This window comes from Allorhodopirellula heiligendammensis (genome assembly GCF_007860105.1).
Taxonomy (GTDB): Bacteria; Planctomycetota; Planctomycetia; order Pirellulales; family Pirellulaceae; genus Rhodopirellula; species Rhodopirellula heiligendammensis.
Map to the genome: position 1 here is coordinate 2,305,801 of NZ_SJPU01000002.1, position 21,428 is coordinate 2,327,228.

A 21,428-nucleotide genomic window follows, 5' to 3' on the forward strand; every position below is an offset into this window, starting at 1 on the left:
ATAAGATGCGACGTTGGCGTGGCAATCAGATCCCTCTATACTCCAACCGTATCCATAGGGCGGTCCATGTCCAGGGGGGACGCATCTCTCGTCTCACCCAGACCTCTTTACTTTCTCTACGAAAGCACTACGCACATGTCCAACACGCTCACCAATTCAGCTTCGGCAAAGTCGAAACCAGCCTCTAAGCAGCCACTCTCGTTGGGCGAGCTCGATCTTCCGACCGCTGTCCGCCGACATTTAACAGTCACGCTGGGCCACTTCGACGATGGCCAAACGCCCGGCAACGAATCGGATCAACGATACCTGTATCGCGCCTTAGCAATTTCAGTGCGTGACCGCTTGGTGCCGGAGTGGCAGCAGACATTGCGTCGAATGCGAGAGAGCGACGACCGCAAGGTGTACTACCTATCTCTGGAATTTTTGATCGGCCGTTCGCTCACCAACGCCGTTCAGAACCTCGATCTGGACGACGAAACACGCGCCGCCATGCATGCCTACGGGATGGAGATGGAGGACGTTGCTGACCGAGAACTCGATGCGGGCTTGGGCAATGGTGGCTTGGGACGGCTCGCTGCCTGTTTCCTTGACAGTTGTGCGAACCTGCAACTCCCTGTGGTTGGCTACGGCATCCGCTACGAATACGGCATGTTCCACCAGCGTATTGAAGATGGACGCCAAGTCGAAGATCCCGATCACTGGCTCCGCGACGGCAACCCCTGGGAAATCGTTCGCGCTGAGAGCAGTCGGCGAATCCGGTTCTATGGTCGCACCGAACAGTATCCCAACGATCAAGGGAAGATGTGCCAGCGGCTGGTTGATACGCACGATGTGCTCGCCGTGCCATTTGACATGCCCATTCCAGGTTATCGCAATGAAACCGTCAACACGCTGCGTCTATGGAAAGCGTCGACGACGGACGTGTTTGATCTCGCTGAATTCAACGCGGGCAGTTACACCGAAGCCGTCGCGACAAAAAACAATGCCGAACAGATTTCGATGGTGCTGTACCCGAACGATGCCAGCGAAAACGGAAAGGAATTGCGTCTGAAGCAACAGTACTTCCTCGTTTCAGCATCGCTCCAGGACGTCATCGACCGGTGGGTAAAGAAGTATGGCGAAGACTTCTCGCAGTTCGGCCAAAAGAACTGCTTCCAACTCAACGACACCCACCCGGCTTGCGCTGTGCCCGAATTGATGCGGTTGCTGCTCGACGAGCACGGCCTGGAGTGGGACGAAGCGTGGGACGTGACCACGCGGTGCATGGCCTACACCAACCACACGCTGCTGCCTGAGGCACTTGAGCGTTGGTCGGTGGGACTATTCAGTCGATTGCTGCCTCGATTGCTCGAGATCATTTACGAGATCAATGCTCGGTTCCTCAAACTCGTCGACCAGCAGTGGCCGGGTGATGTCGGCATGCGGCGTGAGATGTCGTTGATCGAAGAAAGCGATAACCCGCACATTCGGATGGCGTATCTGGCCATCGTCGGCAGTTTCTCCGTCAATGGTGTCGCTGGATTGCATACCCAGTTACTTGAGAGTGGCTTGTTCAAGAACTTCGCCCAACTTTGGCCACGCAAGTTCAATAACAAGACCAATGGTGTCACTCAACGACGCTGGCTCGCTCACTGCAATCCCGGTCTACGAGACCTACTCAACGAAACTATTGGTGATGGCTGGCAAACCGATCTGACCAAGATCAAAGAACTTGCGCCGCTGGCGACCGATGCGACCTTCCGCCAGCGCTGGCAGTCGATCAAGCTCGACAACAAGAAACGTTTGTCTGAACTGGTCGCTGAAACCACGGGCGTCGACTTCGATACATCGTTTATGTTTGATGTTCAAGTCAAACGGATTCACGAGTACAAACGCCAACTGCTCAACGTGTTACACGTCATCCACCTTTACGATCGCATCCAACGCGGCGAGACCACCGGCATGGCTCCGCGCTGCGTGCTGATCGGTGGAAAGGCAGCACCGGGATACCACGTAGCAAAATTGATCGTCAAATTGATCAACGACGTCGCAGGAGTAGTCAATGCGGATCCGAAGTGCCGCGATCTGCTGCGAATGGTGTTCTTCCCGAACTACCGTGTCTCGTCAATGGAGGTGATCTGCCCAGCGACGGAGTTGTCTGAACAGATTTCGACGGCAGGCAAAGAGGCATCCGGTACCGGAAACATGAAATTCATGATGAACGGAGCGCTCACAATTGGCACACTCGATGGTGCCAATATCGAGATTCGCGAGAATGCCGGCGATGAAAACTTCTTCTTGTTTGGCCTCGACGCGCCAGAAGTCGTCGAAACGAAGAAAGACTATCGGCCCAACGATATTATCGCAGCGGATCCGGATATCGCCCGGTTGATGAGTATCCTCGAAAGCGGAACATTCAATCGAAATAACCCTGGCCTGTATGATTTGCTGACCGGTGGACTGCGGAGCCCGCACGATCCGTGGGTCACGATTGCCGATTTGCGAAGCTACATTGACGCGCAGGTCGAAGTGAGTAACACCTACCAAGACACGGCAAAATGGAATGAAATGAGCATTCTCAATACCGCCGGAAGCGGATGGTTCAGTAGTGACCGTACGATCGCGCAATACGCCCAAGACATCTGGGACGTCCGCGCGTTGCCGCCACTGAAATAGGTACCGATCCAACGCACGCAGCAGGCAGAGTTTTTCAGCCACGGTGATATCACACCTGTGGCGTCAGCCTCAGGAAAACTCACGCGTTTGGGTTGTTAAGAAAACACCTGCCGCTCGCCCAAGAAATCTTCCCCCCTTGAAAAACACCCATGTCTGAAGAACACGTCCTGGTCGTGCCCGCCGACCTCATTTCCTCACTGGGACATCTCGAGGGATTCGAGGTCGATGTCGATCGGTTTCTGATGCCGATCCTCGCCAGTGACCAGCTTTCGTATCGGCCCCGAGCGGCGATGGAATTGGACCCAAGTTTCAAGCAGCTGATCCCTTACGTTGTGATGCAGTGGACCGATCCAGCGGACGGACTCGTTCGCGTCTTTACGTACACACGCGGCGGGGGCTCGGGCGAATCTCGATTGCACGCTAAGCGAAGCATCGGTGTGGGCGGCCACATCAGCCGCGAGGACGCCGCAGGCGATGAAGATCCCTATCTAACAGGCATGCGCCGCGAGCTCGATGAAGAAGTAACGATCCAGTGCGACTACGTCGACCAGCGAGAAGGCTTGCTGTACGATCCCAGCAACGAAGTCGGCCGCGTGCACCTGGGCGTGATCCATCGCTTCACACTCGATCACCCTCAGGTGACTAGCAACGAAGCGGAACTGGCGGACGGAGAGTTTCTGACGATCGCCCAGTTACGAACCCAATATGATGCGTTGGAAACATGGAGTCAGTTGTGTCTGGATGCCTTGTTCCCGGAGACCCGCTAAATGCCTACTCAACAAACGATCGACCGGCTCGTCAATTTGATGGATCCGGACGCCAACGTCCTCCTCAATGAAACCGCCACATCGGCGGCAGAGATCGTGCGAGGCGGTGACCGTGAACGCATCTCTAAAATCGAAGGTCAGTTCGCGATCTGTGAAAAAGACGGTCGCACCGTGCGGATGGTGCGGACGATCGGACGACCGATGCGTTACTTCATGGCCAAACTCAAAGCCGGACCGTGCTTGGTCGTCGCTGAACGCATCGATGAAATCGCCGCCTGGCTCCAGCGTGAAGGTTTGCGCGATCAGTTTGACCCTTCCTACACGCGCATGGTGCCGGCCCACTACTTAATCGAGCTACAACTCGTCGGATGTCCTGATCCGAATCCGGTCCATCAACGTTTCTTCACGCCCGAGCGGAACCGCTTGCCCGCGGACGTCCCCGCGATCGGTCACGAATACATCACGCGTTTAGCGCGGGTTTGCGATGCATGGCTGGATCGCATCGGTGAAACTGAGCCCATTGGTGTTTTGTTTTCCGGGGGCATTGATAGCGGTGCGGTGCTGTGCGTGCTCTATGATTTGATGCTGCGACGCGGCCAGGCCCCCACGCGTCTAAAAGCATTCTCGCTGGCCGTTGACGGCCATGCACAGGATTTCAAACAGGCCGCTGAGTTCGTCAACAAGTGCGGTTTTCCCGAACTCCTCGAAGTCGTTGAAGTACCTGAGGAGCAGGTCAGTTGGCGGCGAGCGATTGAACTGGTCGAGGACTACAAACCGCTCGACATCCAATCTGCGACCTTCGCAGCCGCACTCGTTGAAGCGATTCGGCAACGGTATCCCGACTGGCGATGGCTGGTCGATGGCGATGGCGGAGATGAAAACCTCAAGGATTACCTGATCGAGGACAACCCTGAGCTAACGATCCGTAGCGTGCTGAACAACCTGATGCTCTATCAGGAAGGCTGGGGGGTTGATTCGATCAAGCACTCACTGACCTACAGCGGCGGCCAAAGCCGAGGGCACTCCCGCTCTTCGGCAGTGCTACGGGCCTTCGGTTTCTCCGGTTTTAGTCCCTTCGCAACCCCGTCGGTAATCGAAGTCGCCGAGGCGATCCCGTTCATCGACCTAACCGACTGGGATCACGAATCCCTGTATCAGCTCAAAGGCAGTGTCGTTGCCGCCGGAGTCAAATCGGTGACAGGGATCGAGATGCCGACTTTCGAGAAGCGGCGTTTCCAACATGGTGCGGTTTCCCGAGATGCGTTCGATCGTATCTTCCCGCAATCGCCGATGGAATATCGCAAGGCGTTCCGCGAACTGTGTTCCTAGGTCCATCCGCCTATGGAGTCAGCGTGGAGCATGAAGCCATCGGTGAAAACCGCACACGCCCCACGCTGACACTGCTGCTCACCGCTCGGCGGTGCCCCGTTGAATGCGTCTTCTGCGATCTCTGGAAGCACAACCATCCCGGCGCCACACCAGTGGGATCGATCCCACACCAGATCCGTGGCGCAACAGCTTCTCTCACCTCGCCGGTAGGGACCTGGGCCATCAAACTTTACAACGGCGGCAACTTCACCGATCCGCTCAGTATCCCACCAGCCGACTGGCCGGAAATCGCCGAACTCTGCAAACCGTTTGAACGGGTGATCGTTGAGAACCACGCTACGATGTGCGGCGAACGGCTACTGCGGTTTCGCGACCTCCTCTCGCCTCAACTCGAAGTCGCCGTGGGACTGGAAACCTCCAATCCCGATGTGCTCGCACGCCAACAGAAACAGATGACGTTGGACGACTTTGCTGGTGCGGCCGAGTTCCTGCAGCGCAATGAGATTGCTCTCCGGTGCTTCGTGATGCTGCAGTTGCCACACGCCAACCCCAAAAAATGTGTCGACGATGCCGTGCAAGCCGTGATCCATGCCGCTCAGGCCGGAGCCCAGTTCGTCGCCATCATTCCAACCCGCAGCGACACCCCGGCGATGCAAAAGCTCATCGCCACCGGGGAGTTTGTCTCGCCAACCCTGATGCAACTGGAGACGGCGCTGCACGACTCACTGTCGCAGATACGCACTGACGATTCGGGCTGCGTGGTCACCGCAGACACCTGGGACATCGAGATGGTACGACACTGTCCCACGTGCCAGGATGCTCGCATCAAAAACATTCAGGCGATGAACTCCAGGCAGCAATCCCTGCCGGTGAGCCGGTGTGATCGATGCGGGAGCTAAGTTCACGTGCTCTGCTTGCTTGAGCCAATAGCCTTGAGCTACTTGTGCCCGTCGCCGAAAGCAATTTCAATCGCGCGGTCGAGCCGACTACGTAACAGCGTCATCTGATCGGCGCTAAGTTGCTGGCCAATTAAACTGGCGGCATGCAGCCCAGCGATCAACAGCAGCCCAATCGGCACCGCCACCAACGACCAGGGTGCGTACCCGAGTGACCATTGAACGTAACCAACTATCATCGCCAAACAGATCAAGATCGCGACGACAAAGTAGATCGCGATGAACATCGTCCAAACTTCTGGCCGTGGCGAGAAGCGAGCAAAGATCCTCGCCCCGTCCTCTGTCTCGCCGCACTGGGCTGACAAATGCGGTGACCAGAACCGACGTTCTGCGGGGGCGATTTTAAAGTCGATCACCATTCCGGCCGACTCTGCAAACCCGTGCAGCTCCTCGCTCGCAATTGCCGTTTTCAATCGTGCGATCGCCCTCTCTTGGTCCACCGGAACGTCGACGGTGAACGTGGGTTGGAACTGAAAGAGATTCATCTGAGTCAGGGGTTGCCGCGTTCTGCGCGTGAGGTCGAGCTGCCGGGTTCACTCCAGGGTCATATTATCGCACACTAGGCGACAGCGAGACAATAAAACGCGTTACGGCACATGTAGCTAGCCTCGCCAGAGGTTAAGTTACACTTTCTGACGAACGCAGCGACGTGATTTTAGCCAAGATCTGGCGAACGTGGCTTATTGATTCGCGATCACCATCTAGCCGTTGCACCTGATCACCGTACCTTGGGATGTCCCTTTTAATGAACTCCGCACCAATCGTTTTGCTCAGTGGTTTCGCTGACGAGTCCGCACTCTCCAAGCAAGCCAACGAACAGTTTGCAGCCCTCGCCGCCATTGGACTGGAATACTACTCGATCCGGTTCGTCGATGTCGGCAATGGCATCAAGAACGTGATGGCGCTCGACGAGACTGAAATCAAAATGCTGCAGCAAATGCATGCAGATTACGGTCTGAAGGTGTCCAGCATCGGCTCGCCTATCGGCAAAGTCAAACTGCTCGATATCGATGACGGGACGGCCAACAAGTTCGTTCCATTTGACCAATATTTACGTGAGGATGTATCGATCGCCTGCGATCGTGCGGAAGCGTTTGGCGCCAAGTTGCTGCGAGGATTCTCGTTCTATCATCCCAAAGGCACCGCTCCCGAAGATCATATCGACCGCGTTGCCGACCAGTTGAGCCAAATTGCCGAAGCCTGTGATGCCCGCGGGCTGACGTTTGGTCTCGAGGTCGAAGCCAATCTAGTCGGACAGACGGGACACCTGCTTGCCGACATCGCAGCGAAGGTGAATCATCCGGCGATGTTGACCATATTCGATGGTGCGAATATCGCCATGCAAGGCTTCACGCCAGATCAGGTTTACGCGGAATACCAAGCCATGAAACCATCGCTCGGCTGGCTACACATCAAGGATTATAGCGACCCAGGATTGCGTGGCCGCGTCGAGCACGTCGACGAGGAATCAGCTAGCCACTTTGTACCCGCCGATCGTGGCGATAGTGCCCATGAAGCGATCCTGAGAGATTTGCGTGAATTCTTGCCAACCCTGCACCAGCGGATGGTCGACCGCGGTGCCGACGGCGTATTCATGGATCTGGAACCCCATGTGCGCGGCGGCGGCCAATTCGGCGGCTTCAGCGGCCCCGACGGTTTTGGGATCGCAGCCCGTGCGTTGTGCAATCTGCTCGATTACACGCAGATCGGTTACCAGTTGCGAACGTTCGAGTCGCTCCAGGACTGAGCCGAGAAGCCAAGCGGACGAATCCGTCATACTAGTGAGCCCAGACGCGCAAGCGGCCGGGCTTGTCCGGTGCCTCGATCGAACTCGGCTCACAAATTGCAACCGAGTCGCCATGTCAATTCAATTGACTGGCTGTTAGGCAAAGCCGTCGAGAAAGCGGTCCAAGGCCATATCCATCTTCTCAGGCGTATCGTAATTGCCTTGAGCAATTTGGCGGCGAAGATCAGCCACTCGGTCAACGCGAATGTCACCACCTCCGGCGACGGCGGAACTCTCATGGAGCCGGTTGGCGGGCGAACTGGCGGCGGCTTTGGCTGTCGACGACAAATCCAATTGATCCACGGGCGCGGCCGACGTTTTTGCAGCGTTGGGCGTCGCCAGTCGATTGGTACTGCGGTTGGTCGCCGCAGTGCTCGCAGCCGATGACGTGGGCGCGGCGGTCGAAAGTCGAAATGGTCCGTAAATTTGCATCTTCACTGGCTCCCTGGGAGGAAAGCGGAACCTGACGATCTCCAATTGTCACCCGTCGTGGGTGCTTGCCCGCCAAACAGGTGGACAATTGACAACTATATGAATCTCGTCAGAAACGGTTTTGGAATTGGGCTGTGCGGCAACCGAGTCGACTCGTGAACTCACGAAAAGGTTGGTTTCCCAGCAAAATTCGTTCGTCTGAGTGACAATTCTCGGGTTCGGTTACCAGCGCCGCAATCCTTGTCCCAGGATGCATTCCGTCAGAATCAGTGGAGACTTCGCAAGCGCAGATGAGTGAGAACACAGTTAGTATCGACTCGGTCATCGCGATTTCTGAAGCGTATTTTATTCGTTCAAACAGAAAACATTCCCGGAGCATGGGTCAACGCTCAGATTAGCAACCCCGTGAGCGGCGTCGCAAGACCAGTCGCCAGCATTGCAAGACCAGTCGCCGGCATTGCAAGACCATTCGCCGGGGCTAACAGCGGTCGGCCAAGCGATCGATCGACGACTGCAAATCAACCCGGTAACCGCTTCTTCCTGCTCTCCCGCGGCAGCCCGGTTGCCCGATTCCGCTTGACAGGGGACGATTGGACACCGCAGAGTGCCAACGCACGCATTTTCGTTTCGTCCGCCCCCCACTGACCACCCCATGACTGACCCTGTCCCCGCTCCCGCCCAAACTGCCGTGGCCGTGATTTTGGCTGCTGGCAAGGGAACACGCATGAATAGCGACCTGCCCAAGGTGCTCTGTCCCGTCGTCGGCCGCCCGATGATTCACTTCGTGCTCGATGCCGCTTCTGAAGCGGGATTCAGTAAAAAAGTAGTGGTCATTGGGTACGAGAAGCAAGCCGTCCGCGACGCATTGAACGCACGCGGTGACGGCGACATCGTGTTCGCCGAGCAGAACGAACAGCTTGGCACCGGCCACGCCGTGCAGATGTGCCGCGAGCATCTTGCCGGACACGATGGCCTGACGCTGGTGATTGCTGGCGACTCGCCGCTAATCCAAGCAGACAGCCTTCAGAAATTGGTCGCCCATTTTGAAAACACCCAGCCCGCGCTACTGCTCGGAACACTCAAAAAAGACGACCCGACGGGACTGGGGCGAATTGTGCGAAATTCCGAGGGACAGTTCACCTGGATTGTCGAGCATAAGGACGCGACGCCGGAACAGTTGGAAATCAACGAAGTCAACATGAGTACGTACCTGTTCGCCACTCCGGATCTGATCTGGGCGCTCGAGCACCTCAGCAACGACAACGCCCAGGGTGAATATTATCTCACCGACTGTGCTCGACTGCTCTACGAGGCCGGACGGCCGGTCGAGGCACTGCCCGTCCTCAAGGACTGCGAATCCTTGTCGATCAACAACCCTGCTGAACTTCAACTGGTCGATCAAACAATGCGAGCGATGGGATATGCGTGAACTCAAAATCTTCAGCGGCCGTGGCAATCCCGAACTCGCTGAGAAACTCTGCCGACATCTGCACCTCAAACCGGCCCGAATTACGCTCGGACAGTTCCCTGACGGTGAGAATTACTGCAAACTCGATGAAGACGTGCGTGGTCGCGATGTCTTCTTGATGCAGCCGACATGCCCGCCGGTCAACGATAACTTGATCGAACTGTTGACGATGATCGATTGCTGTAAACGAGCCAGCGCCGAACGCATCACCGCGGTAATCCCATACTTCGGTTACGCGCGGCAAGACCGCAAGGACGAGGGACGCGTGCCCATTACGGCCAAATTGGTCGCCAATCTGATCACCCGTGCTGGTGCCGATCGGGTGCTCACGATGGATCTGCACGCAGCCCAAATCCAAGGCTTCTTTGACGTCCCGGTCGACCACCTCTATGCCGCTCCGGTAATCAACGATCACTTCGTCAGTCGTCGTTTTGACGGTGAGGAAATCGTCGTTGTCAGCCCTGATGAAGGCAGCATCAAGCGTGCCGTCGGACATGGCAAACGGCTCGGTGGGACACTTGCCATTGTTGATAAACGGCGCAGCAGCGCGCTCGAGGTTCGGCAGAGCACCATCATTGGCGGGCCCGTCAAAGGACGCATTGCATTGCTGTTTGACGACATGATCAGCACGGCGGGATCGATCTGCGGCGCCGCCAGACTCGTGCACGAGTTCGGGGCGAAAGAAATTCACATCGCTTGTACGCACGGCATCTTTTGCGGCCCTGCGATTGAGCGTCTACGTGACGCCCCGATTGATTCGATTACCGTGACCGACACGATTCCACTCTCTGAGGACAAATTACTCCCCAACCTGGTCCAGCTCTCGGTGGCCCCGTTGCTGGCAGAGGCGATTAAGCGAATCCACCACGATCAATCGATCAGCGAATTGTTCCGAGAACGTTGATTTTTGGCTCTTTGGGGAGCACTGTTGCCACACCGCCGAGCCGAATATTCCTTCGCCCCGAAACGCGTCGGCGGAACTTGAATGCCGTTCTTCACCGGCGATTTCGGTAGAAGCTCTACCGATCGCCGAAGCCCTCGATCGCTGCGTACGGGAGCGACGCCCGCCAGCCGCCCACGCGGGCCTCGCTCGGATGATCGTCATTTTTTGCGCGTCAATTTGACGCGACGACGGCATTGGGGATTAGAATAAACCGGCATTTCTTTTCCCCCCACTTGCGAGCGACCCCATGGCACTCGTTCTAACTTGCTCCAAGTGCGCTCAGCGACTGAGCATTCCCGATCAGATGAGAGGGAAACAGGTCCGCTGTCCTAAATGCCGGGAAGTCTACCTGGTCGATCGGAAATCGACGCCAAATACGACTCCGAACCTGTCGTCCAGACCAGCCCCTGCTGCCAGCAGAGCCCCCACGCGGCCCGCGGCAACTGCCCAGCCCACGCCCCGCCAAGCCCCAGCTCAGTCGACGGCATCGAGCGGTGGCTCCCAGCCACGGACGACCCGGTGCCCCAAATGCAGCGTGCCAATGCGGCTGCCCACCCAGGCGGGAACAACCACGTTCCAGTGCCCAAAGTGTGGAACGAAGTTAACCGTGCGAGCGCCGCAGGGCGGAACTGCAGCCAACGGCCCGTCGCCGAGCACCAACCCACGCGCGGCTCCACGGCCGACCGCTCCACGGGCACCAGCCCCCCGGTCTGCTGCCACACCAGCAGGTGACTCCCTGTTCGGTGACCTGCCCACCTCGCCCACGACCGGTTTCGGTGGGGGCCGCTCAGCAGCGAGCCAGCCCAGTCCGCTGGGACAAAACCCCTACGCCGCCCCCACGCCCTCGTACGCCTCCGCGGCCGGTCGCTCCTCGATATCCGGCGGTGGTAAATCGGCACTCCTGCCGCAATCGCTGTTGATTGCCATTCCGAATGCACTCGCGCTCCTATTTGTCGTCGCACAGTTTTTCATGACGCTCGCCAGCGACAACCCAGACCAGGCAGGCACGCGATCCGTGGTACTGGTGATCTTTGGCGTGGCGGCAATCAACTTTGTCGTCGTGCTCGGCGGCGCGATCTCGATGCTCCGAGGAGGCCCGCGGTGGGTGAGCATCCTAACCTGCTTGGCAGCGCTCGTCCCGACGATCTGCGTGTCCGTCGCCTGCCTCGGAATTTTGATGTATCCCATTGTGTTAGGAGGCGCGATCTGGGGGCTGATCAGCCTATTCAGCAGCTCTCCATCACCAGCGGCCTATGCGGGCGGCGGCTACGCCCACCCCAGCCCGGCAGCCACACCCGCCTATCGATCCGCCGGTGGCCACCTCGAGCAAGCTCAGCGGGAGGCCAATCAACAGCGGTCCTCAGGTGGGGAATCGGGCTCGACGGTTGGGGCCATCGCGTGCCTCGTCGGCGGCGTCGTGTTCATTGGCGTCGCAATCGCTCTGATCGTCTTACTCTGCCTTGTGCTGATGGGGAAAGTGGAAGCTCGAAAGCCGTTCAAAGCCATCGCTGGCATCATTTTCTGTGGATCGACTGGCGTCAGCTTGCTCGTCAAAGGCATCTCACATTTTCAGAATCGCCGCTGATGCTAATTTGGGCTGAATCGCCGCACCGGTGATGCTCAACATGATTAGCGGCGTTGCCGTGCCAGGCGGTACGTGGATAATGAACCGCGGCCCGACTGGGATGAACTACGAGCATTGGGCGACACCTGCACCCCGGATTTGATACCTGTGAACGAACATTTGGCGATGACCTCTCCCCCGTCCGACGAGTCTTGGGCTGTGGAGGATGCAGCGGCGATGTATGGGATCGAGCGCTGGGGTGACGGCTATTTTTCCATCTCGGAAAATGGCACGGTTCTCGTCTCACCCGACCCGAATAAACCTGAATCGATTGATCTGAAGGAGCTGGTCGATCGGTTAGTCGATCGCGGGTTGGAACTGCCGATCTTGATCCGTTTTAACGGCATTCTTCGCGATCGCCTCCATCGCTTGGCCGCGTGTTTTCACAAAGCGATTGAAGACCACGACTACGGCAATCGATACCGCTGCGTATTTCCCATCAAGGTGAACCAACAACGTGAAGTGGTGCAACAAATCGTGAGCGAAGGTGGGCAGCTGGGGTTTGGCATTGAGGCAGGCAGCAAGCCCGAACTGCTCGCGGCCGTCGCCATGGGCACTCTGGAACTGCCCATCGTATGCAATGGCTTCAAAGATGAAGAGTTCATTCGGCTGGCGCTCCACGCCCAGCGTCTCGGACGCACAGTAATCCCTGTGGTCGAAAAGGTCAGTGAACTGGATTTAATTCTGCGTGTTGCCGCCGAGGTCGGGGTGCGACCGACGTTTGGAATTCGGGTGAAACTCGCCACTCGTGGCAGTGGGCGCTGGCAGGCCAGTGGCGGCTACCGCAGCAAATTCGGTTTGACCGTTGCGGAAGTGCTGGCTCAACTCGATCGCCTGATCGAGATGGACATGGGTGACTGTTTCCAACTACTGCATTTTCACGTCGGTAGCCAGATTGGCAATATCCGCCAGCTGAAGTCCGCCATTCTCGAAGCCGCGCGCGTCTACGTGGATCTGAAGAAACGTGGTGCCGCGATGGGATATCTCGATGTCGGCGGCGGCCTCGGGGTGGACTACGACGGTTCGCAATCGGACAACGAATCAAGTATGAACTACACGATTCAGGAATACGCCAATGACGTGGTGTACCATGTCCAAAGCGTGTGCGATGAATCAGACGTACCGCATCCCCAACTGATATCCGAGAGCGGTCGAGCCGTGGCAGCGCAACACAGCATCTTGGTGATGGAAACGCTCGGTGTGACGTCTCAGGGCGGGGGGAGTTTACCCAGCTGGGCCCGCGTGCCGGCGGATGAGAAGCAAGCCGCTCGGACTGCCGAAGCCAACGAAATCGGTGACGACAACAACCTCGGCGAAGACGCACTCAGCGAAGAAATTCGCGGACGCCAGCTTCGTAGCGATGAGCCCGCAGGGCCGCCATTCGAATTCGAACAGCCCGTGCATGATCTCTGGGAACAGTACAAACTGATGACCCCTGGCAATATGCTGGAGACGTTTCACGACGCCCAAGTTGCGCTCGATCTGTGCATGAACCTGTTCAGCGGTGGGTATCTGCCGTTGGAACAACGCGTTGCCGCAGAAACGCTGTATTTTGCCATCTGTCATCGGGCTCGCGATTTCGCGGCGGAACTGGACGAAATTCCCGAAGATCTATGTGATCTCGATCGCATGCTCTCCGATATTTACTTCGCAAACTTCTCACTGTTCCAGTCCATGCCCGATTCCTGGGCGATCGACCAACTGTTTCCCATCATGCCGATTCATCGGTTGCTCGAACGGCCCACCCGCCACGCGGTGCTCGGTGACATCACCTGTGACAGCGACGGCAAAATTGACTCGTTCGTCGGTGATGGACATCGCACGCAAACGCTGATGCTGCACCCACTGCGAGTGGGCGAACCGTACCAGCTCGCCGTGTTCATGGTCGGTGCCTACCAAGAAATCCTGGGCGATCTGCATAACCTCTTCGGAGACACTCACGCCGTCCATGTCGAACTCGATGGCGACGTGACGAAGATTCGATCCATTGTCAAAGGTGACACCGTCTCGGAAGTCCTCAGCTACGTCCAGTACGAGGGACGAGAACTGGTCGAAGCAATTCAGGAGGCGGTCGAAAACGCAATTGACAGTGGACGAATCAACCACCAGCAAGCCGGACAAACCGTCGCTGCGTACGAGCAGGCTTTGGCGGGATACACGTACCTGACATCATCACGGCGGGGCAGTGGCTCCTAGGGCGTAGCTAGGGACCATTTCCCGGGGAACACGCGACGGTCACGGACGGGACAATGGTCCCATCCTACGTATCTCCGACCCTTCCGGACATTCTGGCGTTCGTTAGAATGTCCTGCTAGACTGCAGGCTCCATTCGCCTGCACTCCACACTCGCTGAGCATAACTCGCCGCATGTCAAACCCAATCAAATTTATCATGATCGGTGGATTTCTCGGCGCGGGAAAGACCACCCTGATCTCGAAACTGGCGAGGAAATTCCAAGCCGAAGGAAAGCATGTCTGCATCGTCACCAACGACCAGGCTGCGGGATTGGTCGATACGGAGTTACTCCGCAGTGAGGGGTTGGAAGTCAATGAGGTCGCCGGCTCCTGCTTCTGCTGCAACTTCAATGGTCTGACCGATGCGATGGCGGAATTTGAAACTCGCCAACGCCCAGACGTGGTGCTGGCCGAACCGGTTGGAAGCTGTACCGACCTGGTCGCGACGATCGCACTGCCGATGATGCAGCGGCTCGGTGAGCAATTCGACCACAGCCCCTACGCAGTGGTGCTCAAACCCAGCCACGCATTGCGAATTCTCTCCGGCGGGCAGGCCGGATTTTCGCCGAAGGCTGAATACATCTTTCGCAAACAACTCGAAGAATCTGAACTTGTGTTGATCAATCGGATTGATGAGCTCAGCGACGAACAAGTCCAGCTGCTCCGAAACCACATCGACGAGCAATACCCCGGTCGGACAGTAATCTGTATCTCCGCGCGCACCGGAGAAAATCTCGATCGACTCTACGCAGCCCTGCGAGCTTCGGCAGCACCTCGAAACCACCTGATGGAGGTCGACTACGACGTGTATGCCGAAGGCGAAGCGGAACTGGGCTGGCTCAACGCCACGGCCAGTTTTAACGCCCAAGAAAACATCGTGATCGATGACCTCGCGATGCTAGCACTCCAAACGATCCGTAGCGAACTAGCGGAGATCGGTGCCGAGCCCGCCCACCTGAAAATTCTCTGCTCATCAGCGAGCAGTGTGAGCGTTGTCAACCTCGTCAGCAGCGATACTGAGCCGATGTTGTCAGTGGCCAGTGAGAGCTCGGCAGACGAAGTCAAAATGGTCGTCAATGCACGCGTTTGCTTGGCCCCCGAGTCACTCCGTCCGCTCATTGAATCGGTACTCACGAAGGTCGCCGAGAAACTTGACGCGAGGATAAAAATCGAGCAGATCGAAGCTTTCCGTCCTGGACGCCCGGAACCCACCCACCGAGTTACGTCTGTTTAGGTGGACGTATTAGCGGCGACCCTGCCAGGGTAGGCGGGCACTTAAAAAACCACCGCTCCACGGTTATTCTCTAAGCTCAACTCCCCCGCCTCACGCCATCGCGAGAATGACGATTGTCGAACACCCATCTGGCCCAGCGTCCGACCACCGAGCCCGCCACGATCCTGCGTTTTCGTGATCGACAATACGCGGCCGACCTCATCGCCGCAGCAATCCTGGAGTTTGATCTCTTTAGCTATCTCGAGCAGCATCCAGAGGTTTCCTTCACGGAGCTCTGTCAGCATTTCGATTGGCAACCACGTCCTGCCGACGTGCTGATGACACTCTGCAGAGCCAGCGGCTTGATTGCAACCGCCCCCAATGGTGGCAACCACCTGACGGACGTTGGTCGGGAATACCTGACCAAGGACAGCCCTTGGTTTCTCGGACCGTACTACCGTCCCATTGCTGACTCGGCGGTACTGAAAGACTTTGTTACCGTTTTGAGAACAGGCAAACCCGCAAATTGGCAGGCTAAATCGGACGGTGCTGACTGGCACGAATCGATGAAGGACGAAACGTTCGCCAACAGTTTCACCGATCTCATGAACTGTCGTGGCATCGCGTTTGGTCAACATCTCGCCGAAGCAGTCACGCCCTATGTGAAAGATCGCACGCATGTGCTCGACGTGGGCGGTGGATCGGGAATCTACAGCTCGACGATGGTGGCGAGACATCCCCATTTGCGCGCCACTGTGCTCGAACAGGCGCCGGTGGACGCCATCGCACGCCGCGAAATTGAGCGAAATGGTTTGAGTGACAAAATCAGCGTTGCGTCGGCGGACATGTTCAGCGATCCCTGGCCAGACATTGCCGACGTAATCCTGCTATCCAATCTGCTTCATGATTGGGATATCGCCGAAGCACAGTCGATTGTCGACCGAGCGGTCGCGGTGCTGCCACCAGGCGGGTTGATCATCATTCATGGGGCCATCATCAACGCTGAAAAAACTGGTCCGCTCCCCGTCGCAGAGTATTCATCGCTGTTGATGAATATTACTCAGGGCAAATGCTACAGCGTGACAGAATATCGCGATTTCCTACGCCCTCACGGCTTTGAGATGCATCCCTACCAAGACACGGTAGGTGACCGCGGTTTCCTTGCAGCCACGAAGCCATCATGATTCAGTTTGCACGCACGATGGTTTTCGCATCGCTCACCATGCTCGCAGCATGCGGGACCGTGGCGAATGGCAACGACGATGCTCTCCAGTGGGATATCACGTTGCCCGTTGACGGCGACACGGCCGAAGTGACCTCGAACGGCAAACGCGCGGTTGTCGCGATTCGCAGCACACGGGGCATCGGCCGAGCGACGATTGAGCGGCGCGATGAGTCATGGCCAGACCAGATCGTCATTCAGTTGCACGTCAGTGGCCTTGAGAGCTGGCGGGTCTCCAACGGCACCGACACGCTCCACGCCTCCGTTTCCAGCCATCCCGCAACACCACGTATCCGGAGTTGGAAGAACGATCAGGAAGACGTCCAACTCAACACAGAGAGTCGATACTGGATGCCCATTAAACGACGAGATTCCCAGGGGAAGCAGACGAAAGAAATCCCCAACAAGCAGGGATACTTTGAAATCCGGCTTCCCAAAGCTCTATTTGAGGGCAATCCGCCAGAACTCTCACTGCACTGGATCGACTTTTACCGCGGTTAAAAACTTGGCAGCTCGAGAGCTTTGTCACCGCCAAGCAGGCGAGTTCGCGATGGTGAGAACATTCCTGGGGCTGATGACACTCAGAGAAACGCAACTTCCAACTTACCGCTTGGAACGAGTGAGTCGACAGCCCGTCAAACATCGTCTCTCCATTTGAATTCGCTCAGGTCATCCGAAACCGGGACGCCAGCAGACGCGATGGGATGAGCAGGGCAAAGATCAGCACAGCAATGTTTGCTCCCACCGCAAGCATCGTGATCGTCGCCGCCAGTGGGATGATGGCCATTAATCCCGAACCAATCGTTGCACCGATCCGCTGAGGCGAGGGATTTCTCGCGGCGGCGAATCCGCGTAGCAGCGCCGTTGCGAGCATCAATAGAATGGCCGCGGGAAAGATAACGACAGGGTCGATGCGCCACGCGTCTTCCCAAGCATTGCCCTCTCCGATCGACGACCAGGCCGCCGTCCGTGGCGCGAAAGCGAGCATGACCGCCCCGACGGCCATCATCACCAATCCGACTGGTAGATGGATCGTGCGATCCCCCACCGCCTCACGGCGACCGAATGTAGTCAGACCAGCGATATACATTCCCATCCCCATCGCGAACGCACAGACCACGGGCGTGAATCCCCAGGCCAGTGGATCCCCCAATGCTATGCTTTGGAGTGAGGCCAACGTCTCTTCACTGACAAATTTCGACAACACCGCGCTCGCTGACGCCGCACCAAGTGAAAAACTCAGCGTCCGACAGGCGCCCATTAACAGCGGTGCCAATGGCGTTCGCTTCAACGGCCCGTCGTACAAAACGATGCAGATGCTCAGGATCACCGCAACGACCGCAGGCACCCAGCCGATGCGGCTATCACAGCAAATCCCCACAGCAATTGGGGGTATCACCCCGCAGACGAGCAGCCCCCATCCGGCACACTGTGCGCTGCGTACCGAGATCGCGCGGCGGGCAAGTGGTCGTCCACGGCGGGCTCGCACGTCACGCCGCAAATCGAAGACGTCGTTGAGAATCATGCCTGCCCAGTACAGCGAAACCGCCGATACTAAGGTCAGTCCCAGCACGATCCAAATATCTCGCTGATCACTGTCGCTTGCAACACGCCCCAGCGCACCGGTGTACCAACCGCTGCCCCCGAGAACGAGTAGAAAAGCAGCTGAGATGTCGGCGATGATCGTGAACGTATTAGGCAGACGCACCAATTCAGCCCACGACATCCAATTCACTTTGCTCATGTTTGATCGCTTCTTTTGAACGTCGAAAAGTCTTTCGGCATCAGGCATGGGATCGCGTGGACAACGAACATCCTTCGTCAGGCCTACTTAGCGCCGCAGCATGCGACTTTGACGTTCGGTGATATGAATTCCATACCGCGATAAGTAGCGACTGGTATCGTTGGTGAAATTCACTTCCATGTCTTGGTTTTCGAATCGAAACCGGCCGATCGGTGGCGACGAAATAGGACGAATGGAATATAGCTCAATCACACTGATGAGATGAGCGGGAACAGTGGAAGCAGCAACTGCAGTATCTTCTGCTTCTGCTGTAGTGGTGACATCCAAATCGTCATCCGAATCAGCGAGCGTAGTAGTCGCATGGGCGGGATCGCTCCAGAATTCGATGCGGAGCGGCAGTCCGCGACCGAAGCCGTTTTCGACCGAGGCCGACTTGGCGATCGCCACAACTACTTCGGTGGGACATAGCTCGGGCCAGGTCTCTGTGCCAAAATCCGTGAGTCGCTGCTCCCGAATATCGGCTCGTAATTTCCCACGGACAATCCAAACCTCTCGTTGTTCGAGTCTGCCCGAAGCCAGCGTGAGATCATGGTCGGTTGCGATTCGTTCGAGCATTTCCGTCCAGGCACCCACTCGTACGCTGGGGGGTAGATGATTCGCGATGGGTTCGTCTGCCGCAGTGTCTTGATGGTAGACGGGAGCCACCGCGCCTTGGACCCATTGATCCAAACGCCCCACGTCGACGCGTTGCAGGGTGACTTCTTCGCCAATCTGTTCGCGGGTCCACGCCAGCCGCCCGTCGCTGATCTGTTGCAAGGTATGTTTGCCGTCTCCATCGTGCATGGCGACTTGGAGATTGAACCAACCGCTGCCGTCGCCGGCCTGCTCATAGGTCCCCACGCCGATGACTTCGCGATCACCTACGCGGACTCGTTGACGAATTTTCGCGTCAAAAGCGGGACCGAGAGCAATTTGCTCGATCACCCGCGCCAGCAGGCGGCGGGCGGGCTCGGTCGCCTGCGGAGGCTCAGGGCGATGAGATGCCGATGGATTTTGAAGAGTTGGCGGCGTTTGGCCAACTGCCGAGGGAGCCACTCCGCCGACCAACACGCTCGCCCACACCAAGGCCAGCAGCACCGCTGGGTAAGTCGTGCAAGGAATGCCTGACGTGAGCGACAAACCGTCGAAACAGCGCCGCAAAAAGGCGATGCGGTGGTAGGAATCAATCTTCATATGCAGGTTGTGACGATTTTAGCAAAGATTCGGGGCTCGAATTGCCGATGCAACCCCATAGCGACGGGTCCGAGAGCGGATTCAGAGCGAGTGGCGACGTGATCGTAAAGATCGTCCGTCGTCCAAGTCCATCCCATTCGATCCCGATTCGTCTTCAGGCGAATCACCACCCGTTCGACTTCCGCAGAGCAATTCACGATCGAATTGCCGGAAACTCGAACCCAGCGACCCATGACGGGGGAAAACATGAAACGAATCGTCACTCATTTGGCGCTCACGGCGACCACGGCGTTCATCGCCACCGGGTGTGTGCCGGTTCGCCACAACATGCCACCGGAGCAGCGTATGATGCAGCCCGGACCTGGCGTGGGCGGCCCCGGACCCGGCGTACTCGGGCCTCAAGCCTACAATCCCATGATGGGAGCCGCAGAAACAGCGGCCCCCGCTGCTGCGGCACTCGCCAGCAGTGAGAAGGCCAGCGGCAAGCTCATCGCGGAAACATCCGCCGAAAAGACGAATCCGGAAATCTCGCAGGTTGGCTACGATCAAGTCGACGTCCAAACCGCTGGATTCCGCAGAATGCTCCAGGACGGGCCTTCGCCCGGCAGCGGAGCTGATTGTGCTTGTGGCGGTCACGGAGCAGTGGGTGGTCCCGCCGGCTCGAACTGCTTGACTGGCGGCGGCAGCGGGCAATTCATTCCGCCGGGTGGCGGCGTGATGATGACCTCCGGAATGTCCGGTATGATCAGCACCGCCCAGGTCACCTTCGGCAGCCCAGACGGGATGCACGTCCGCTACGACGTGAGCGGATCGGGATTGTTCGACAGCGAGCCGCTCGTCGTGCCTGCCCGCCAAAACTTCCCACAAGGTGGCTTGTACCGTCTGAAATTGACGAATATCCCCAGCCGCCCCGGCGTGGAACTGTATCCAACCGTCGAATTGGCCTATGCCAATCCACGCACCGGTGCCTACCTGGCACATAACTCAGTGCCACTCCAGTTCAGTGAAGAGGATTTTGACCAAGTCCTCACAGGCAACTTCGTCACCAAAGTCATCTACCTTCCCGATCCCGAATTCCAAGGACCGGCGATTGCAGGCATCGATACGCTCGTCAGCACGCGGCTTGATCCAGGCATCGATCCGATCGTGGAAGCCGATCGTCGTGGTAGCATCCTGGCAATTATCCGCCTCGGCGACAAAGACATCGAGATGGCAGGCGGCAACATGGTCGGCGTCGCAAACAGCGGCATGATGGGACCACCGATCACCGGACTACCCTCACCATTCGCTCCGGCTATGACCGATGGTTGTGGCGGCGGACCGGGTGCTGGCAAAGTCGGTGCCCCACCGAGCCTGCCAGGCATGGTCGCTGGCGTCAACGCACCCCAATACGGCATGCCCTACACCGGCACGCCCATTGGATTGCCTGGACCACCCCACATCCCATTGGGTGCTCCCGCGGGTCTGAAGAGTCACACGATTCGCAACCACACTGCGATGCACATGCCTCAACCTGTCAGCAACGTGAAAATCGATGTTCGTCAGCAACCTGGTATGAGCTATCCCAACCCGGTCAGTCGGATCAAGGTCACCGAGCAGAACATCCATCCCGGTGTCCCCAACGCTCGACCGCTGTACGACCAAAAAAGCCAACGCGTCTACTAGTCGCGGTGACTAACAACCGAGCGAAGCGGACTCCTACAGTCCGCTTCGCTTTTGTGTAGCTGGGGACAATAGTCCCGAGCGAGCCAATGGGTCTCCGACGGGACAAAGGTCCCATCCTACGGCCAGACTTTCGGATGAATTTGAATCGGTACCCGAC

At 57.6% G+C, this 21,428-nt stretch carries 17 protein-coding genes; 13 read left to right on the plus strand and 4 right to left on the minus strand.

The genetic code is table 11. The annotated features are described in order from the left end of the window. Positions 1-135 precede the first annotated feature (135 nt). From Poly21_RS18695 to Poly21_RS18710, 4 genes are all read left to right on the plus strand, one after another. Complete coding sequence (locus Poly21_RS18695) at positions 136-2,655, plus strand: glycogen/starch/alpha-glucan phosphorylase (RefSeq protein WP_146408363.1); 2,520 nt, start codon at positions 136-138, stop codon at positions 2,653-2,655. A 149-nt stretch (positions 2,656-2,804) separates the two neighbouring features. Next, the gene (locus tag Poly21_RS18700) at positions 2,805-3,422 is read left to right on the plus strand and encodes a phosphoesterase (RefSeq protein ID WP_146408364.1); all 618 of its coding nucleotides are present in this window, start codon (positions 2,805-2,807) and stop codon (positions 3,420-3,422) included. Then, entirely contained in the window at positions 3,423-4,751 is a 1,329-nt protein-coding gene (locus Poly21_RS18705; protein WP_146408365.1) for an asparagine synthase-related protein, read from the plus strand. A 23-nt stretch (positions 4,752-4,774) separates the two neighbouring features. Beyond that, a complete protein-coding gene (locus Poly21_RS18710) occupies positions 4,775-5,650 on the plus strand; it encodes a radical SAM protein (RefSeq protein ID WP_146408366.1) in 876 nt (291 codons plus the stop codon). Between the two features lie 38 nt (positions 5,651-5,688). Here Poly21_RS18710 and Poly21_RS18715 read toward each other — a convergent pair whose 3' ends face one another. Next, positions 5,689-6,192 (minus strand): hypothetical protein, encoded by a 504-nt coding sequence (locus Poly21_RS18715; RefSeq protein ID WP_146408367.1) that lies wholly within the window; start codon positions 6,190-6,192, stop codon positions 5,689-5,691. Positions 6,193-6,452: 260 nt separating this feature from the next. Between Poly21_RS18715 and Poly21_RS18720 the strand changes: the two genes are divergently transcribed. Continuing rightward, on the plus strand, positions 6,453-7,454 hold the full coding sequence (locus tag Poly21_RS18720; protein ID WP_146408368.1) for a sugar phosphate isomerase/epimerase family protein: 1,002 nt from the start codon (positions 6,453-6,455) through the stop codon (positions 7,452-7,454). 135 nt (positions 7,455-7,589) lie between these two features. Here Poly21_RS18720 and Poly21_RS18725 read toward each other — a convergent pair whose 3' ends face one another. Further along, positions 7,590-7,925 (minus strand): flagellar biosynthesis anti-sigma factor FlgM, encoded by a 336-nt coding sequence (locus Poly21_RS18725; RefSeq protein ID WP_146408369.1) that lies wholly within the window; start codon positions 7,923-7,925, stop codon positions 7,590-7,592. A 652-nt stretch (positions 7,926-8,577) separates the two neighbouring features. Here Poly21_RS18725 and Poly21_RS18730 point away from each other — a divergent pair. From Poly21_RS18730 to Poly21_RS18760, 7 genes are all read left to right on the plus strand, one after another. Beyond that, positions 8,578-9,354, plus strand: coding sequence for a sugar phosphate nucleotidyltransferase (locus Poly21_RS18730; protein ID WP_146408370.1), 777 nt, complete (start codon positions 8,578-8,580; stop codon positions 9,352-9,354). Beyond that, positions 9,347-10,297 (plus strand): ribose-phosphate diphosphokinase, encoded by a 951-nt coding sequence (locus tag Poly21_RS18735; protein ID WP_146408371.1) that lies wholly within the window; start codon positions 9,347-9,349, stop codon positions 10,295-10,297. Before Poly21_RS18730 ends, Poly21_RS18735 begins: the two co-directional genes overlap by 8 nt. A 580-nt stretch (positions 10,298-10,877) precedes the next feature. Next, positions 10,878-11,921 carry a hypothetical protein gene (locus tag Poly21_RS18740; protein ID WP_146408372.1) on the plus strand — a complete coding sequence of 348 codons (1,044 nt, stop codon included), beginning with the start codon at positions 10,878-10,880 and terminating at the stop codon, positions 11,919-11,921. Between the two features lie 165 nt (positions 11,922-12,086). Continuing rightward, positions 12,087-14,156: a biosynthetic arginine decarboxylase gene (gene speA, locus Poly21_RS18745; protein ID WP_146408373.1), complete on the plus strand. Its 2,070-nt coding sequence runs from the start codon at positions 12,087-12,089 to the stop codon at positions 14,154-14,156. A 171-nt stretch (positions 14,157-14,327) separates the two neighbouring features. Further along, a complete protein-coding gene (locus Poly21_RS18750; RefSeq protein WP_302119564.1) occupies positions 14,328-15,428 on the plus strand; it encodes a GTP-binding protein in 1,101 nt (366 codons plus the stop codon). A 113-nt stretch (positions 15,429-15,541) separates the two neighbouring features. Further along, on the plus strand, positions 15,542-16,591 hold the full coding sequence (locus Poly21_RS18755) for a methyltransferase (protein ID WP_146408374.1): 1,050 nt from the start codon (positions 15,542-15,544) through the stop codon (positions 16,589-16,591). Then, positions 16,588-17,130: a hypothetical protein gene (locus Poly21_RS18760; protein ID WP_146408375.1), complete on the plus strand. Its 543-nt coding sequence runs from the start codon at positions 16,588-16,590 to the stop codon at positions 17,128-17,130. The genes Poly21_RS18755 and Poly21_RS18760 overlap by 4 nt, the downstream gene beginning before the upstream one ends. A 163-nt stretch (positions 17,131-17,293) precedes the next feature. Here Poly21_RS18760 and Poly21_RS18765 read toward each other — a convergent pair whose 3' ends face one another. Both Poly21_RS18765 and Poly21_RS18770 read right to left on the minus strand, forming a co-directional pair. Next, on the minus strand, positions 17,294-18,373 hold the full coding sequence (locus tag Poly21_RS18765; RefSeq protein WP_146408376.1) for a UbiA family prenyltransferase: 1,080 nt from the start codon (positions 18,371-18,373) through the stop codon (positions 17,294-17,296). Positions 18,374-18,460: 87 nt separating this feature from the next. Continuing rightward, positions 18,461-19,606, minus strand: a complete 1,146-nt coding sequence (locus tag Poly21_RS18770; protein ID WP_302119568.1) for a hypothetical protein — start codon at positions 19,604-19,606, stop codon at positions 18,461-18,463. A 246-nt stretch (positions 19,607-19,852) separates the two neighbouring features. On the opposite strand from Poly21_RS18770, the gene Poly21_RS18775 reads away from it, so the two are divergent. After that, on the plus strand, positions 19,853-21,271 hold the full coding sequence (locus Poly21_RS18775) for a hypothetical protein (protein ID WP_146408377.1): 1,419 nt from the start codon (positions 19,853-19,855) through the stop codon (positions 21,269-21,271). The last annotated feature ends 157 nt before the right edge of the window (positions 21,272-21,428 follow it).

Excerpts from the sequence above, each read along its gene's own strand:
- Poly21_RS18695 (WP_146408363.1), top strand. The coding sequence starts at position 136 with ATGTCCAACACGCTCACCAATTCAGCTTCGGCAAAGTCGAAACCAGCC.
- Poly21_RS18700 (WP_146408364.1), top strand. The coding sequence starts at position 2,805 with ATGTCTGAAGAACACGTCCTGGTCGTGCCCGCCGACCTCATTTCCTCA.
- Poly21_RS18705 (WP_146408365.1), top strand. The coding sequence starts at position 3,423 with ATGCCTACTCAACAAACGATCGACCGGCTCGTCAATTTGATGGATCCG.
- Poly21_RS18715 (WP_146408367.1), bottom strand. The coding sequence starts at position 6,192 with ATGAATCTCTTTCAGTTCCAACCCACGTTCACCGTCGACGTTCCGGTG.
- Poly21_RS18720 (WP_146408368.1), top strand. The coding sequence starts at position 6,453 with ATGAACTCCGCACCAATCGTTTTGCTCAGTGGTTTCGCTGACGAGTCC.
- Poly21_RS18725 (WP_146408369.1), bottom strand. The coding sequence starts at position 7,925 with ATGCAAATTTACGGACCATTTCGACTTTCGACCGCCGCGCCCACGTCA.
- Poly21_RS18730 (WP_146408370.1), top strand. The coding sequence starts at position 8,578 with ATGACTGACCCTGTCCCCGCTCCCGCCCAAACTGCCGTGGCCGTGATT.
- Poly21_RS18735 (WP_146408371.1), top strand. The coding sequence starts at position 9,347 with ATGCGTGAACTCAAAATCTTCAGCGGCCGTGGCAATCCCGAACTCGCT.
- Poly21_RS18740 (WP_146408372.1), top strand. The coding sequence starts at position 10,878 with ATGCGGCTGCCCACCCAGGCGGGAACAACCACGTTCCAGTGCCCAAAG.
- speA (WP_146408373.1), top strand. The coding sequence starts at position 12,087 with ATGACCTCTCCCCCGTCCGACGAGTCTTGGGCTGTGGAGGATGCAGCG.
- Poly21_RS18750 (WP_302119564.1), top strand. The coding sequence starts at position 14,328 with ATGTCAAACCCAATCAAATTTATCATGATCGGTGGATTTCTCGGCGCG.
- Poly21_RS18760 (WP_146408375.1), top strand. The coding sequence starts at position 16,588 with ATGATTCAGTTTGCACGCACGATGGTTTTCGCATCGCTCACCATGCTC.
- Poly21_RS18765 (WP_146408376.1), bottom strand. The coding sequence starts at position 18,373 with ATGAGCAAAGTGAATTGGATGTCGTGGGCTGAATTGGTGCGTCTGCCT.
- Poly21_RS18770 (WP_302119568.1), bottom strand. The coding sequence starts at position 19,606 with ATGAAGATTGATTCCTACCACCGCATCGCCTTTTTGCGGCGCTGTTTC.
- Poly21_RS18775 (WP_146408377.1), top strand. The coding sequence starts at position 19,853 with ATGAAACGAATCGTCACTCATTTGGCGCTCACGGCGACCACGGCGTTC.